Source organism: Streptomyces sp. NPDC058470 (assembly GCF_042721055.1).
GTDB lineage: Bacteria > Actinomycetota > Actinomycetes > Streptomycetales > Streptomycetaceae > Streptomyces.
Map to the genome: position 1 here is coordinate 19222 of NZ_JBHXMF010000064.1, position 14830 is coordinate 34051.

Genomic DNA, 14830 nt, shown 5'->3' on the forward strand with positions numbered 1-14830 from the left:
CGCCCGCGACGCGGTGGTCTCAGTCGTCGTCCGACGAGCGGTCCGGGGTGACCTGGGCCGTCCGGAGGTCGACCAGCCAGTCGTGTCCGGTGCCGCTCTGCGTCCGGGTCTCCGCCTCCCAGGCGGGGGTGCCGGCGTCCTCGTCCAGGTCGATCGAGGTGACCGTGCCCTGCGCCGCGGCGGCCTTCGCGGCCTCGGCGGCGGAGGTGGAGCTGCCCTTCAGGACGGCCCGGACCCGGGCGGCGGCGTCAGCGTTGTTGTCGCCGTCCTCACGCTCCGTGTGGGAGGAGAGGACCTTGCCCGTGCCGGGGTCGACGTGGACGCTGTGCCACTTGCCCGCGCTGTCGAGGATGTCGATGTCCCAGGTCACGACGTCGGCCTTGGAGGCCTCGCCGTTCTCGCCGTTCTCGTCGGCCTCGTCGTCCAGGTCCGCGGAGACGGCGGTACCCGGTGTGTGGCGCAGGGCCGCGGTGAGCGCGTCGGCCGCCGTCACCTTCGCGGCCTTCACCTCGGTGACGTCGTCGTCCTGACCGTCCGCGTCCTGACCGTTCTCGTCGTCGAGTCCGTCGTCGTCCCGGACCTCGGACGCCGCCCGCGCACCCAACTGCGGCGTCGACGCCCCGTCGTCGCCCGAGACCGCGAGGGCCGTCGCCGTACCGCCCCCGACCAGGGCCGCGGCCACGACGGTGGCAATGACGATGTTGCGCTTCATGAGAGTTCCTCCCGAGTTGATCCCGTGCGCCGTGGTGCGGCGCGATGCGACGGGGACCAATCTGCGCGGCGGACACTGAAGGCAGGCTGAAGCCGCCTGAAGCCTTCTTCAGCTTCGGTTTGCGACGCTTGGCGCATGCGCCCACCCGCCTCCCACCACCACCCTGCTCGAGGCGCTGCGCGCCGCCCCTTTCGATTCTTGATCGTGGAGGACGAGAAGCGGCTGGCCCTGTCGCTCGCCAAGGGACTCATGGCCGAGGGCTACGCCGTGGACGTCGTCCACGACGGGCTCGAAGGGCTGCACCGGGCCGGTGAAGGGACGTACGACCTCGTCATCCTCGACATCATGCTGCCCGGCATGAACGGCTACCACGTGTGCTCCGCCCTCCGCGCCGCCGGCCACGACGTACCGATCCTGATGCTCACCGCGAAGGACGGCGAGTACGACGAGGCCGAGGGGCTCGACACCGGCGCCGACGACTACCTGACCAAGCCGTTCTCGTACGTGGTGCTGGTGGCGCGGGTGAAGGCGCTGCTGCGGCGGCGCGGTCAGGCCGGGGCCTCGCCCGTGCGTGTCGTCGGCGATCTGAAGGTCGACACCGCAGCGCGGCGCGTCTTCCGTGGTGAGGACGAAGTCACCCTCACCGCCAAGGAGTTCGCGGTCCTCGAACAGCTCGTGGTGCGCGCCGGAGAGGTTGTCTCCAAGGCCGACATCCTTGAGCACGTCTGGGACTTCGCGTACGACGGGGATCCGAACATCGTCGAGGTGTACGTCAGCACGCTGCGCCGGAAGCTGGGCGCCGCCCTCATCCGGACGGTACGCGGCGCCGGTTACCGCCTGGAGGCACGATGAGACGCCTCTTCGGCTCGGTGCGGTCGCGGGCCACGCTGGGCGCGACCCTTGTCGTCGCCATCGCGCTGATCGCCGCGGGGACGGCCGTGACGCTGTCCCTGCGATCCAACCTGAGCGGGCAGGCCAGTACGCAGGCCGAGCGGTCCGCGCGGTCCGTCGCCGCCGACCTCGCGGGCGGCCAGTCCTACGACCAGGTGTCGCTGGACGACGACGACCGTCCCGTCCAAGTCGTCGACCAGGCAGGGACGTTGGTCGCCGCGAGCGAGGACCTCGAGCGGATCAGCGGGACGGGCGTCGGCGCCGTACGGCCACAGCCCCCCGCGGCCGGTGTCGGCGACGATGACGATGACGACAAGGAGGGGGACGACGAGTCCCTCGAACCCGGTGAGATCGGCGAGGAGACGGCCTTCAGCGAGGGCTCCGCCACCATCGACGGCGACACCGAGGACTACCGGTTCGCCGCAGTGACCGTGGAGGTGCAGAACAAGGGCACGCTCACGGTGTACGCCGGTGCGCCACTGGCCGCCGAACAGAGCGCCGTACGCACCGCGTTGACCGTCATGCTGATCGGGTTCCCGCTGCTCCTCGCCGTGGTGGCCGTGGTGACCTGGCGGGTGACCCGGCGGGCGCTGCGGCCCGTCGAGGGCATCCGGAGCGAGATGGCCGCCATCACGGCCTCCGAGGATCTCGCACGGCGCGTTCCCGTGCCGGACACCCACGACGAGGTCGCCGGTCTGGCCCGCACGACCAATGAGACGCTGGCCGCCCTGGAGGCGTCCGTCGAGCGCCAACGGCGGTTCGTCGCCGACGCCTCCCACGAACTGCGCAGCCCCATCGCCTCCCTCCGCACCCAGCTCGAAGTGGGCGCCGCACACCCGGAGCTGCTCGACCTGGCGGGGGCCGTCGAGGACACCGTACGGCTGCAGCGGCTCGCCGCCGATCTGCTGCTGCTCGCACGGCTGGACGCCGGTGAGAGGCCCGCGGACACGCCCTTCGACCTCGGGGCGGTCGTACGGGAAGAGGCGGCCGGCCGGGCAGGGGTGACCGTCGACGCCCCGGCCGTCGAAGTGACGGGTTCCCGGGGGCAGTTGGCGAGAGTGCTGGCCAATCTGCTGGACAACGCCCGGCGGCATGCGGGGGAGCAGGTCTCGGTGCGGGTGCGCAGGGACGGTGTGTGGGCCGTGGCGGAAGTCGCCGACGACGGGGCCGGTGTGCCCGCCGACCAGCGCGAGCGCATCTTCGAGCGCTTCGTACGACTCGACGACGCCCGCACCCGCGACGATGGCGGGGCCGGTCTCGGCCTCGCCATCGCGCGCGATGTCGCGGTACGGCACGGAGGAACGCTCACCGTCCGAGAGGCACCCGAGGGAGGCGCACTCTTCGAACTCCGGCTCCCTGGAGCCCCGTAAGGGGCGCGGGGAACTGCGCGACCAGCCACAGCGGACCCGCGGCCACAGCGGACGCGCAGTCACGGCGAACCCGCAGCCACAGCGGACGCGCAGTCACGGCGAACCCGCAGCCACAGCGGACGCGCAGTCACGGCGAACCCGCAGCCACAGCGGGCCCGCAGTCACGGCGGGCCCGCAGTCACGGCGGGCCCGCAGCCACGGCGGACCCGCAGCCACAGCGGACCGGCAGCCACAGCGGACCGGCAATCAACGCCGACCCGCAGTCAAAGCCGACCGACCCGCAATCAAAGCCGACCCGCAGTCGAAATCGGCCTACCCAGCGGAGCGCTACGGCTTGCCGCGCTGCCCGCGCAGATGCTCCGCGATCGGTGTCAGCGTCTTGTGGAGATCCTCCAGCGCCTCCGGCGACAGCAGGTCCATGAAGTGCCGCCGGACGGACGCCACATGGTGCGGGGCGACCTTCTGCATCGTCTCCATGCCGTGGTCGGTGAGGACCGCGAACAGTCCCCGGCGGTCGGACTCGCAGTTCTCCCGGCGCACCAGATCCGCGTTCTCCATGCGCGTGATCTGGTGCGAGAGGCGGCTCTTGGACTGGAGGGTGGCGGACGCGAGGTCGCTCATCCGCATCCGTACGCCCTCCGACTCGGAGAGGTTCACGAGGATCTCGTAGTCGTTCATGGTCAGGCCGAACGGTTGCAGGTCCCTCTCGAGCTGGTAGGTCAACAGCCTGTTGACCTCCAGGTGGGTGCGCCAGGCACACTGCTCCGCATTGGTCAGCCAGCGCGTGGCCGTCTCGGTCTCCATAAGTGAAGTCTACCTAAAATGTTGAAAGGCGAACTAGTGAGGGCGGTGTGACTACGCGCACGCGTTCGATGTCACACTCCGCAGACTACCGCTCACAGCCCGAAGCGACGCTGGAGGTCTCCCAGCTGTCCGGGAAGGCGCGGTACGCCTGCCTGTTGTCCGTGCTGGCCGGGTACCCCGCTCGCGCCGGGTACTCCCGCCTGCTGCGGGACCGCTCCCGTGGCCAGCTCGGCCATGAGGGTTTCGGTGGACTGGAGCAGTACCGTGCCGGCCCCCACGAACTCGAACTGGTGCTCTTCTCCGGAGGCTCCGCCGATGCCCGTCATCGCACGTAGGCCGCCCATGACGCCTGTCATGTATCCGTGGTCGTAGTGGTGGCACGGGGAGGGGCAGTCCGCCCAGCCGACCAGGGCCTGGGGGTCCACCCGGATCGGGGGTTCCATGAACACCACCGGACCGTTCGAGGCGGCCACGAACTTGCCCGTTCCGATAAGGGTCAGGAAGCCCGGCACGATCGACTGCTTGAGGGCCAGAGTTGGCTGAAAAGCGAGCAGATTGCCGGAGCGAATGGTCAGGTTGCCGTCTTCCAGATCGTACGAATTCACGTCGAAGGCCCGGTCGGCGAGCAGCATCTTGCCCGAGCCCTCCGCCACGACCCAGTCGCTCGCGTGCAGAGGCGAATGGAATGACGTACGGACAAGTCGGTCGAGCCGGCCGTGTCCGATGCCGTTGAAGTCGATCGTCCCGTAGTAGGCGATCATCTTGCCCTTCTGCAGGAACCACTGGCTCCCCTTGAGCTCCACGCAGAAGGTGTAGTTGTTCACGTTGTCGTCGACGGGCAGTGTCATCGCGTCGTACACGGTCGGCCCCGAAGCTCCGTATCCGCTCACAGCTTTTCCTCCGAGGCCTGGACGTACACCGCGCCGTTGCCGCTCAGCTCCAGTTGGAACGCCTCGCCCGAGCCGCGGCCCACCATGTCGCGCCAGCCCAGCGCGGTGGACAGCTTGTTGCGTACGTCGCCGTGGTGCGCGACGTACGCCTGCGGGTCGACGTGGACCGGGCGCTGCGGGGTGATCGGGATCTCGAACACGCCGCCGTGCGCCATGACGGCGACCGCGCCGTGCCCCGTCAGGGTGGTCGTGAAGAGCCCCTGGCCGGTCACCTGACCGCGCACCATGCCCATCACCCCGCCCTGCGAGCCCATGAACATCGTGCCCTGCTGAAGTGCGCCGTCGAAGGCGAGCAGCCGGTCCGCCTCCACATACAGGGTGTCGCCGGTGAGGCCGATCACCTGGATGTGGTGGCCGCCGTGCCCGAAGAGCACCGTGCCGGAGCCCTCGACGGTCATCAGCGGGGTGGCCTCGTTCGCCAGGCGGCGGCCGAGCATCGACATCACCCCGCCCTGGCCGCCCTGGATGTTGGGCGTGAAAGACACGTCGCCCTTGTAGGCGAGCATCGCCCCGCGCTGACTGAACATCCGCTGGCCGGGCAGCACGGTGGCCTCGACCACCTTCGAGTTGATCTCACGGAAGGGCATGTCACACATCCCCAGCGATCGTGTTCCGCTCACTGGGCTGCACGTAGACCAGGCCGTCGCCCTCGAAGCGGATCTGGAAGGCCTCGCCGCCGCCCTCGCCCAGGAACGTGCGGAAGGTCACGCCCGACTGGAAGGACTGCCGCACATTGCCCTGGTGCGCGATGTACGCGCCCGGGTCGACGGTCAGCGGGTACTGCGCACTCACCCGCAGCACCACCGCAGGGCCGTCGGACATGATCGCCGCCTGGCCGTGGCCCTCGACGGTCGTCGTGAACAGCCCGTTGCCCTGGGTGGCCCCGCGCATGCCCGTGAACGATGTGCCGGTACGCAGCCCGGCATCCGTCACGAGCAGATTGCTCGACTCGACGTACAGCTTGTCCCCCTGGAGATTCACGAGGTTGATCTCGGAAGCCCGGTCCGCGAACCAGCAGGTCCCGTGCCCCTTCACCTCCATCACCGTCATCTGCTCACCGGTGAGGCGCCGGGTCACCATCCCCCGTACACCCTCACCGCCGCCGCTCATCTTCTTGAAGGCCATCTGGCCGTCGTACGCCACCATCGAGCCGTTCTTCGCCTTTACGGCGTCCCCGGTCATGTCGACGGCCAGCACCTTGCTGCCTTGAAGTCGGAACATCGCCACGCTGTGAAGGTAGCCGCCGGGTGGGGCCCGCCAAAAGGGCCTACGGGTGGATCTCGTCCCGGATCGGACCCTTAGGGGTTGGGGGATGAGGTGGGCGCGCCGCCCCGCACCCCACACCGGGACGGCTGGAACCCAGGTGCCACAATGGCTCGGACGCTTGTGCCTGGGTTCACAAAGCGACGTTCCTGCCGAAGCGCTTCTCCCACCGAAGCGCATCTCCCACCGAAGGTGACCCGTGGACTTCAAGACCCTGGACATCAAGACCGCCAGCGCCCTCCGCCGCCTCCGCCTGATCTCGGCCCCCGAGGCCGTCTCCTTCCTTCTCCTGCTTGTCTGCTCTGTGCTGAAGCGGACCACGGACTTCAACGCGGTGCCCGTCATGGGCTACGTCCACGCCGCCTTCTTCGTCCTGTACGTGATCTTCTGGGCGGACGCCTGGAACCGCACCAAGTGGGGCGTGAAGACCGCCGCCCTCTACTTCATCCTCTCGGTCCTGCCCACCGGCGGTTTCTTCGCCGAGCGCAAGCTCAGGCACGAGGCCGAGAACGCGGTCATCGCCTCCCGCGCCCGGCGCGAGGGCGTGGTGAAGACGTCATGATCGTCGCCTTCTCCGTGACACCGCTGGGCGTTGGCGAGGACGTCGGGGAGTACGTCGCCGACGCCGTCCGGGTCGTACGCGAGTCGGGGCTGCCCAACCACACCGACGCGATGTTCACCTCGATCGAGGGCGAGTGGGACGAGGTGATGGCCGTGGTCAAGCGCGCCGTCGCCGTCGTCGAGGAGCGCGCCCCGCGCGTCTCGGTCGTCCTGAAGGCGGACATCCGTCCCGGTGTGACGGACGGTCTGACGTCCAAGGTGGAGACGGTGGAACGCCACTTGTCCGCGTAGTCCCCCATACGAGGAACGTACGAGGAACGTACGAGGAAACCCCGGCCCTTCTGGGCCGGGGTTTTGTCGTGTCCGGTCAGGCGGGGGCGGTTACTCCTTCGGACGCGCCCAGTTCGACACGCCACCAAATCTCCACTTGTGTATGGGTATCGGCTCGTTCGATCACCGGACAAGTTCAATCACTGGAGGGCGCTGTGCGGCCCGAGGGCTACGACTACGACACCTACAGCCGTCTCGCCGGACCGCTCACGCAGCCGCCCGGCCCGGCGTACCAGGTGCAGTACACCAAGCTCCTCTCGCGAGAGCCGCACCGAATACGCGCTGTCCTGCTGATGACCTTCGCGCCGATCCTCACCGGCGTACTCCTCGTCTACCTGGTGTGGCCGAGCCACTGGGTGGAGCGCGAAGGCGGCGCACGCTGGCTGGTCGGACTCGACATCGCGATGCTCATAGCCATCGGGCTGATCGAGCTGTTCATGGTCGTCAACGTGATCAGCATCGCGCACGCCACGATGGTGGCGCGGGACCCGATACCCGTCGAGGCCCAGGAAGGGACGCGGGTCGCCTTCCTCACCACGTACGTACCCGGCAAGGAACCCCTCGCCATGGTCCGCGCGACGCTCGAAGGCGCGGTCGCGGTCACCCACACCGGCCCCGTGGACGTCTGGCTCCTCGACGAGGGCGACGACGAACAGGCCAAGGCGCTCTGCGCGGAACTCGGCGTCCGGCACTTCACCCGGTTCGGCGTCCCGGAGTGGAACCGCGACAAGGGAGTCCACAAGGCCCGTACCAAACACGGCAACTACAACGCGTGGATCGCGATGCACGGCAAGGAGTACGACTTCTTCGCCTCTGTCGACACCGACCACGTCCCGCTCCCCAACTTCCTTGAGCGGATGATGGGTTACTTCCGGGACCCGAACGTCGCCTTCGTCGTCGGACCGCAGGTCTACGGCAACTACGAGAACCCCGTCACCAAGGCGGCCGAGTCCCAGCAGTTCCTCTTCCACGCGCTGATCCAGCGGGCCGGCAACTGCTACCGCGCGCCCATGTTCGTCGGCACCAACAACGTCGTACGCATCACGGCCGTCCGCCAGGTCGGCGGGCTGTACGACTCCATCACCGAGGACATGGCCACCGGGTTCGAGCTGCACCGCCACAAGAACCCGAAGACCGGCAGGCACTGGCGGTCCGTCTACACCCCGGACGTGCTCGCCGTCGGTGAGGGGCCCGCCTCCTGGACGGACTTCTTCACGCAGCAGATGCGCTGGTCGCGGGGGACGTACGAGACGCTGTTCAAGCAGTACTGGAAGGCGCCGTTCACGATGCCTCCCGGCCGCCTCTTCTCGTACACGATGATGCTCGTCTACTACCCGATGACAGCCGTCAACTGGCTGCTGGGCATCATGAGTTGCTTCCTCTTCCTGTGGTTCGGCGCATCCGGCACCCAGGTCGCCGCATCCGTCTGGCTGATGCTCTACAGCGACGCGGCCGCCCTGCAGATCGGCCTCTACCTCTGGAACCGGCGGCACAACGTCTCCCCGCACGAACCCGAAGGCTCCGGCGGTCTCGCGGGCATGGCGATGTCGGCGCTCTCCGCACCCATCTACCTCAAGTCGCTCGGCGAGGCCCTGATCCGCCGCCCCAGCCGCTTCGTGGTCACCCCCAAGGGCGGCGAGGCCAACCCCGACCGGCTGCTGACCTTCCGTATCCACCTCACCTGGGCGGGGCTCCTCGGTGTCTCGCTCGCCGCGTCCGTCGTCCTCGACCACACCCACGTGGCGATGCGCACCTGGGCGGTGCTGGCCATGGGGATCTCGCTCGCCCCGGTCGGCGTGTGGGTCTCCACGCTGCTCAAGGAACGCAGGGCCCGGCAGCTGCCCCGCGCGACGACCGCACGGATCACCGAGGCCGTCGAACCCGCCCTCGCGACCAGCGGCAGCTCGACCGCGGTCACCAGCTCCACGACAGGAGGTAACTAGGCCATGGCCTACCAGCCCTCGCAGAAGACGAAGAAGACCGTGCTGGGCATCGGCGGCATAGTCGTGCTCGCCGGCCTCAACGCGCCCGCCACGCTCGGCTTCGCCAGCGAGACGTACTACGAGTACAAGATCGCGCAGCCCGGCTACAAGGCGAAGTACGGCTCCTGGAGCCACCTCGACATCCCCGACGACTACCGCACCAACGCCATCCACGCCGCCCTGCTGCACACCGGCAAGGTGCTGATCGTCGCCGGCTCGGGGAACGAGAAGCGCAAGTTCGACAAGGGGTCCTTCGACACCGTCCTCTGGGACCCGACGACCGACACCTTCAAGAAGATCGCCACTCCCGACGACTTCTTCTGCTCGGGGCACGCCCAACTCCCCAGCGGCAGAATGCTGGTGGCCGGCGGCACCGCCCGCTACGAACTGCTCGGAGACGAGGTCGAGCGGGCCGGCGGCGGTATGCGCGTGAAGAACGAGAACCCCGACAAGGCGGTCCTCCTGAAGAAGGGCACCCGCTTCCGCTCACCGGCCGGCGTCGAGTACGTCAGCAGGGTCGACGTCCGGATCCCCAAGGCCAAGCGCACGCAGAAGGTCACGTACAACCGCGCGGGCGTCATGCAGCCCTGGAAGACCAGGATCGTCGCGAGTGAGACCCGCGTCTTCGTGGAGGCCACCGAGGACGGCCCGACCTCGGCCACCGACAGGCAGGCCCAGTACGAGATCGTCGGCCTGAAGGGCAAGGACGCCGACAACACGTACGGCCTCTCCGAGAAGATCACCCTGGAGAAGCAGGACTTCCAGGGGATCAGAGCCGCCTACGAGTTCGACCCGACGGCCGAGAAGTACATCCCCGTCGACCCCATGCAGAAGGCCCGCTGGTACCCGACGCTCGTCGGGCTCGACGACGGGCGGGTGCTCGCGGTCTCAGGCCTCGACGACGTCGGTGTGATCGACCCCGGCGACAACGAGATCTACGACCCGAAGACGAAGAAGTGGACGCCCGGCCCCAAGCGCTACTTCCCCACCTACCCCGCGCTCTTCCTCACCAAGGGCGGCAAGCTCTTCTACCCGGCGTCCAACGCCGGTTACGGGCCGGCCGAGATGGGCCGCGAGCCCGGCATCTGGGACCTGAAGACCAACAAGTTCGAGAAGGTCCCCGGGCTGCGGGACCCGGACGAGACCGAGACCTCCGCCTCCCTGCTGCTGCCGCCCGCCCAGGACCAGAAGGTGATGATCCTCGGCGGCGGAGGCGTCGGCGAGTCCAAGAAGTCGACCCCGCGCACCGCCGTCGTCGACCTCAAGAAGGGCAGCCCGTCCTTCGAGGACGGGCCCAACCTCCCCCAGGGCACCCGGTATCTGAACAGCGTGATCATGCCGGACGACTCCGTCTTCACCACCAACGGCTCCGAGGACTACCGCGGCCGCAGCGCCAGCAACATCCTCAAGGCGCAGTTCTACGACCCCAAGGGCAACGCCTTCCGCGAGGCCGCCTCCCCGAAGGTCGGCCGCAACTACCACTCCGAGGCCCTGCTGCTGCCCGACGGCCGCGTCGCCACCTTCGGCTCCGACCCGCTCTTCGACGATCAGCAGAACACCAAGCTGGGCCACTTCGAGCAGCGCATGGAGATCTTCACCCCGCCCGTCCTGCACAAGAACGGCAAGAACCGCCCAGTGCTGGGTGACGGCCCGAACGTTCTCGACAGCAAGCGGCGCGCGACCTTCGCCACCCAGTACCCGGAGCGCGTGGTCAAGGCCCGGCTGATGCGCCCGAGCGCGGTCACCCACACGACGGACGTCGAGCAGCGCTCCATCGAACTCGGGCTGACGAAGACCAAGAACTCGGTCACCGTGGACGTACCCAGCGACCGGGCTCTGGTCCCCCCGGGCTGGTACATGCTGTTCGTGACGGACGGGGAGGGGACGCCGTCGGAGGCGAAGTGGATCCAGGTCAGGTGAACGGCGTAGGTGAAGTGCCCTGCTACGCCTTGGAGTTGCGAGCCAGCCCCAGGGCGTAGTCGGGCCACCACTGTCCGGCGGCCGGGCCGCCCCGGCACTCACCGTCCGACTCCCCGGGCCGCTTGATCCACAGATAGGCGTCGAGGGCGGACTCTCCGGTCCGGGTGGTCGGCCTGGTTCCCAGGGCCCGGCCGGGCGGGTTGCACCAGGCCTCGCCGCGGTCGCCGCCCAGCGGCCCGTTGCCGCTGCGGCTGCTGTCGATCACGAAGTGCTTGCCGCCGAGGTCCTGCGACAGCTGGACGCCGTACTTCTTGGTCACCGCGTCCGTCTGGAAGTTGGAGACGTTCAGGGAGAAGCCGTCCGCGCCGCCGACCCCTGCGCGTTGCAGCGGTTCGACGAGTTTCCAGGGCTCGTCGATCCAGGCGGGGTTGCCGGCGTCCAGGTACACCTTGGTGTGGGGCTGCTGCTTCAGCCGCACGATCGCCTCCGAGAGCAACTGCTCGCGCTCCGCGTGGTATTCGCCCGGTGTGCAGCCGTCCACGATGTGTGCGACGGCGTCGGGTTCGAGGATCACGAGCGCCTTGCTGTCGCCGAGCGCTTGCGCGAACTTCTCGATCCACGCCCGGTAGGCGCTCGCGTCGTAGGCCCCGCCCGCCGAGTGCTGCCCGCAGTCACGGTGCGGAATGTTGTACGCCACGAACACCGTCGTCCGCCCCTCCTGCGCCGCCGCCGAGGTCGCCGCCCCGATCGTCCCTCCCGGCTCGTCGCCCGCGGGCCACAGTGCGGCGGGCTGACCGGCGATGCGCTGCAGCAGCTCGGCGTCCTGCGTACGGCCCTGTCTGCTCCACATCTCGATCTGCTGGGCGGCGGGACTGGCGGGGTCGACCCAGAAAGGGGACGGGGACTGCGCGGTGGGCGTCGCGTCCTGGGGTGCGCGCCGGACGACGGAGGCCTCGTCGACGCCTGGCGTGGACGAGCAGCCCGCCGCGAGCCCGAGCGCCGCGAGTGCCGCGAAGGTACGGATCAGCCGGGACATCCTGCCCCCTTGGGCGAAGGTGACTATCAGTGACAATTCATCGGCAATCGTCGCATAGGGCGCTTAGTCGACATGGATACGACACTGGGACGGCGGGGTGCGCGCGGTGTACTGCCCCGCGTTCCACGGTCGGGGACCGAAAGGCGAGACAGGGCTGACCACGATGTGACCGGCCGGTAAGGTCTTTGGCGTGTCGAAGCCGCTCAGCCTTGCCTTTGATCCCATCGCCCGTGCCGACGAGCACTGGAAGCAGCGGTGGGGCTCTGTGCCGTCCATGGCGGCGATCACCTCGATCATGCGCGCGCACCAGATCCTGCTCGCCGGGGTGGACGCGGTGGTCAGGCCGTACGGGCTGACGTTCGCGCGGTACGAGGCGCTGGTGCTGCTCACCTTCTCCAAGGCCGGCGAACTGCCGATGTCCAAGATCGGCGAGCGGCTCATGGTGCATCCGACCTCCGTGACGAACACCGTGGACCGGCTGGTGAGGTCCGGGCTTGTCGACAAGCGCCCCAACCCCAATGACGGGCGCGGCACGCTCGCCTCCATCACCGAGAAGGGGCGCGAGGTCTGCGACGCGGCCACCCAGGACCTGATGGCGATGGACTTCGGGCTCGGCGCGTACGACGCCGAGGAGTGCGCGGAGATCTTCGCGATGCTGCGGCCGCTGCGGGTCGCGGCGCGGGACTTCGACGAGGAGTAGGGCGGGGGAGGTCTCCTCCGTTGTGAGCCGGGGGTGCCCGAAGATCGCCCGAAACCGGTGGTTACGCTCGTCTCCATGAAGAAAAGCGTGCTGACCCGCTATCGCGTCATGGCCTACCTCACCGGTGTGCTGCTGGTCCTGCTGTGCCTCGGCATGATCGCCAAGTACGGCTTCGACATCGATGGAGCCGTCGACTTCACCCGCCTCGTCGCCATCGCGCACGGCTGGCTGTACGTCGTGTACCTGATCGTCGCCTTCGACCTGGGCTCCAAGGCGAAGTGGCCGGTCGCCAAGCAGCTGTGGGTGCTGCTCGCGGGGACCGTTCCGACGGCCGCCTTCTTCGTGGAGCGACGGATCTCGCGCGAGCTCGAGGGCAAGATCACGGATGCCACTCCCGTGGTCGCCAAGGCGTAAGCGCGTAAACCCTGCCGCCGTATGGGCAACCTGCGGCGGTCAGCCATCGACATTTACTAGGACGTCCTAGTAAATTCGAAGGTATGGACGCTGACGCCATCGAAGAGGGCCGCCGACGCTGGCAGGCCCGGTACGACACTGCGCGCAAGCGCGACGCAGACTTCACCACGCTTTCCGGTGATCCCGTCGAGCCGGTGTACGGGCCCCGGCGGGGAGACACGTACGAGGGCTTCGAGCGGATCGGCTGGCCGGGGGAGTACCCCTTCACCCGCGGCCTCCACGCGACCGGCTACCGAGGGCGCACGTGGACCATCCGGCAGTTCGCCGGGTTCGGGAACGCCGAGCAGACCAACGAGCGCTACAAGACGATCCTCGCCAACGGCGGCGGGGGCCTGTCCGTGGCCTTCGACATGCCCACCCTCATGGGGCGCGACTCCGACGACCCGCGCGCACTCGGCGAGGTCGGGCACTGCGGGGTCGCGATCGACTCGGCGGCCGACATGGAGGTCCTGTTCCAGGACATCCCGCTCGGTGACGTCACGACGTCGATGACGATCAGCGGTCCGGCGGTCCCGGTCTTCTGTATGTACCTGGTCGCGGCCGAGCGGCAGGGTGTCGACCCGGGGCTGCTCAACGGCACGCTGCAGACCGACATCTTCAAGGAGTACATCGCGCAGAAGGAGTGGCTCTTCCAACCCGAGCCGCACCTCCGCCTCATCGGCGACCTGATGGAGCACTGCGCGGCGAGCATCCCCGCGTACAAGCCCCTGTCCGTCTCCGGCTACCACATCCGCGAGGCCGGCTCCACGGCCGCGCAGGAACTGGCCTACACGCTCGCCGACGGATTCGGATACGTCGAACTGGGCCTCTCCCGCGGCCTGGACGTGGACGTCTTCGCACCCGGCCTGAGCTTCTTCTTCGACGCGCACCTCGACTTCTTCGAGGAGATCGCCAAGTTCCGGGCGGCGCGGCGGATCTGGGCACGCTGGATGCGCGATGTGTACGGCGCCACGTCCGACAAGGCGCAGTGGCTGCGCTTCCACACGCAGACGGCGGGGGTCTCCCTGACCGCCCAGCAGCCGTACAACAACGTGGTGCGTACGGCGGTCGAGGCGCTGTCGGCGATCCTGGGCGGCACCAACTCGCTGCACACGAACGCTCTGGACGAGACCCTCGCGCTGCCGTCGGAGCAGGCCGCGGAGATCGCCCTCCGTACGCAGCAGGTGCTCATGGAGGAGACGGGCGTCGCCAATGTGGCCGACCCGCTGGGCGGTTCCTGGTACGTCGAGCAGCTGACGGACCGGATCGAGGCCGACGCCGAGAAGATCTTCGAGCAGATCAGGGAGCGGGGGCTGCGGGCGCACCCGGACGGACAGCACCCGATCGGTCCGATCACCTCCGGGATCCTCCGGGGCATCGAGGACGGCTGGTTCACCGGGGAGATCGCCGAGTCCGCGTTCCAGTTCCAGCGGTCGCTGGAGAAGGGCGACAAGCGGGTCGTGGGCGTGAACGTCCACCACGGCTCCGTGACCGGCGATCTGGAGATTCTCCGGGTCAGTCACGAGGTGGAGCGGGATCAGGTGCGGGAGCTCGCGGGGCGGAAGGCCGGGCGGGACGACGCGGCGGTGCGCGGTGCGCTGGAGACCATGCTCGCCGCGGCGCGTGACGGGTCCAACATGATCGCGCCCATGCTGGACGCCGTACGGGCGGAGGCCACGCTCGGGGAGATCTGCGACGTGCTCCGGGACGAGTGGGGGACGTACACGGAGCCGCCGGGTTTCTGACCGGCGTCGTGCAATGCGACGAGGGACAGCCACGGCCGCTCACGGCGCCGATCACCGGCGCGGGGAGCGGCCGTAGGTAGTTGTACTCATGACCGGCCGCCTCCCGGGCGGGA

At 68.7% G+C, this 14830-nt stretch carries 15 protein-coding genes; 9 read left to right on the forward strand and 6 right to left on the reverse strand.

All coding sequences use genetic code 11. From position 1 onward, the window contains the following. Positions 1–19 precede the first annotated feature (19 nt). Entirely contained in the window at positions 20–712 is a 693-nt protein-coding gene (locus tag ACFWP7_RS34985; RefSeq protein ID WP_384390077.1) for a PepSY domain-containing protein, read from the reverse strand. Positions 713–847: 135 nt separating this feature from the next. On the opposite strand from ACFWP7_RS34985, the gene ACFWP7_RS34990 reads away from it, so the two are divergent. Both ACFWP7_RS34990 and ACFWP7_RS34995 read left to right on the forward strand, forming a co-directional pair. After that, complete coding sequence (locus ACFWP7_RS34990; protein ID WP_384390080.1) at positions 848–1564, forward strand: response regulator transcription factor; 717 nt, start codon at positions 848–850, stop codon at positions 1562–1564. Beyond that, complete coding sequence (locus tag ACFWP7_RS34995) at positions 1561–2973, forward strand: ATP-binding protein (protein WP_384390083.1); 1413 nt, start codon at positions 1561–1563, stop codon at positions 2971–2973. Before ACFWP7_RS34990 ends, ACFWP7_RS34995 begins: the two co-directional genes overlap by 4 nt. Before the next feature lie 327 nt (positions 2974–3300). Here ACFWP7_RS34995 and ACFWP7_RS35000 read toward each other — a convergent pair whose 3' ends face one another. From ACFWP7_RS35000 to ACFWP7_RS35015, 4 genes are all read right to left on the reverse strand, one after another. Further along, the gene (locus ACFWP7_RS35000; protein ID WP_384390085.1) at positions 3301–3777 is read right to left on the reverse strand and encodes a MarR family winged helix-turn-helix transcriptional regulator; all 477 of its coding nucleotides are present in this window, start codon (positions 3775–3777) and stop codon (positions 3301–3303) included. Positions 3778–3869: 92 nt separating this feature from the next. Further along, positions 3870–4667, reverse strand: a complete 798-nt coding sequence (locus ACFWP7_RS35005) for an AIM24 family protein (RefSeq protein ID WP_384390088.1) — start codon at positions 4665–4667, stop codon at positions 3870–3872. Then, positions 4664–5314 (reverse strand): AIM24 family protein, encoded by a 651-nt coding sequence (locus tag ACFWP7_RS35010; protein ID WP_384390091.1) that lies wholly within the window; start codon positions 5312–5314, stop codon positions 4664–4666. Before ACFWP7_RS35010 ends, ACFWP7_RS35005 begins: the two co-directional genes overlap by 4 nt. Before the next feature lies 1 nt (position 5315). Then, a complete protein-coding gene (locus tag ACFWP7_RS35015) occupies positions 5316–5948 on the reverse strand; it encodes an AIM24 family protein (RefSeq protein ID WP_384390143.1) in 633 nt (210 codons plus the stop codon). A 256-nt stretch (positions 5949–6204) separates the two neighbouring features. On the opposite strand from ACFWP7_RS35015, the gene ACFWP7_RS35020 reads away from it, so the two are divergent. The 4 genes from ACFWP7_RS35020 to ACFWP7_RS35035 all read left to right on the forward strand — a co-directional run bounded on the left by ACFWP7_RS35020 (position 6205) and on the right by ACFWP7_RS35035 (position 10783). After that, positions 6205–6552 (forward strand): DUF3817 domain-containing protein, encoded by a 348-nt coding sequence (locus tag ACFWP7_RS35020; RefSeq protein ID WP_384390146.1) that lies wholly within the window; start codon positions 6205–6207, stop codon positions 6550–6552. Beyond that, positions 6549–6842: an MTH1187 family thiamine-binding protein gene (locus ACFWP7_RS35025; RefSeq protein ID WP_365440933.1), complete on the forward strand. Its 294-nt coding sequence runs from the start codon at positions 6549–6551 to the stop codon at positions 6840–6842. Before ACFWP7_RS35020 ends, ACFWP7_RS35025 begins: the two co-directional genes overlap by 4 nt. A 194-nt stretch (positions 6843–7036) precedes the next feature. Further along, positions 7037–8824 carry a glycosyltransferase family 2 protein gene (locus ACFWP7_RS35030; protein WP_384390095.1) on the forward strand — a complete coding sequence of 596 codons (1788 nt, stop codon included), beginning with the start codon at positions 7037–7039 and terminating at the stop codon, positions 8822–8824. Positions 8825–8827: 3 nt separating this feature from the next. Beyond that, the gene (locus ACFWP7_RS35035; RefSeq protein WP_384390097.1) at positions 8828–10783 is read left to right on the forward strand and encodes a galactose oxidase-like domain-containing protein; all 1956 of its coding nucleotides are present in this window, start codon (positions 8828–8830) and stop codon (positions 10781–10783) included. 22 nt (positions 10784–10805) lie between these two features. Here ACFWP7_RS35035 and ACFWP7_RS35040 read toward each other — a convergent pair whose 3' ends face one another. Further along, on the reverse strand, positions 10806–11819 hold the full coding sequence (locus tag ACFWP7_RS35040) for a glycoside hydrolase family 6 protein (protein ID WP_384390100.1): 1014 nt from the start codon (positions 11817–11819) through the stop codon (positions 10806–10808). A gap of 190 nt (positions 11820–12009) precedes the next feature. On the opposite strand from ACFWP7_RS35040, the gene ACFWP7_RS35045 reads away from it, so the two are divergent. The 3 genes from ACFWP7_RS35045 to ACFWP7_RS35055 all read left to right on the forward strand — a co-directional run bounded on the left by ACFWP7_RS35045 (position 12010) and on the right by ACFWP7_RS35055 (position 14717). After that, the gene (locus tag ACFWP7_RS35045) at positions 12010–12519 is read left to right on the forward strand and encodes a MarR family winged helix-turn-helix transcriptional regulator (protein ID WP_384390103.1); all 510 of its coding nucleotides are present in this window, start codon (positions 12010–12012) and stop codon (positions 12517–12519) included. A 75-nt stretch (positions 12520–12594) separates the two neighbouring features. Continuing rightward, positions 12595–12933, forward strand: a complete 339-nt coding sequence (locus ACFWP7_RS35050) for a DUF3817 domain-containing protein (protein WP_384390106.1) — start codon at positions 12595–12597, stop codon at positions 12931–12933. An 83-nt stretch (positions 12934–13016) separates the two neighbouring features. After that, a complete protein-coding gene (locus ACFWP7_RS35055; RefSeq protein WP_384390108.1) occupies positions 13017–14717 on the forward strand; it encodes a methylmalonyl-CoA mutase in 1701 nt (566 codons plus the stop codon). Positions 14718–14830 lie beyond the last annotated feature (113 nt).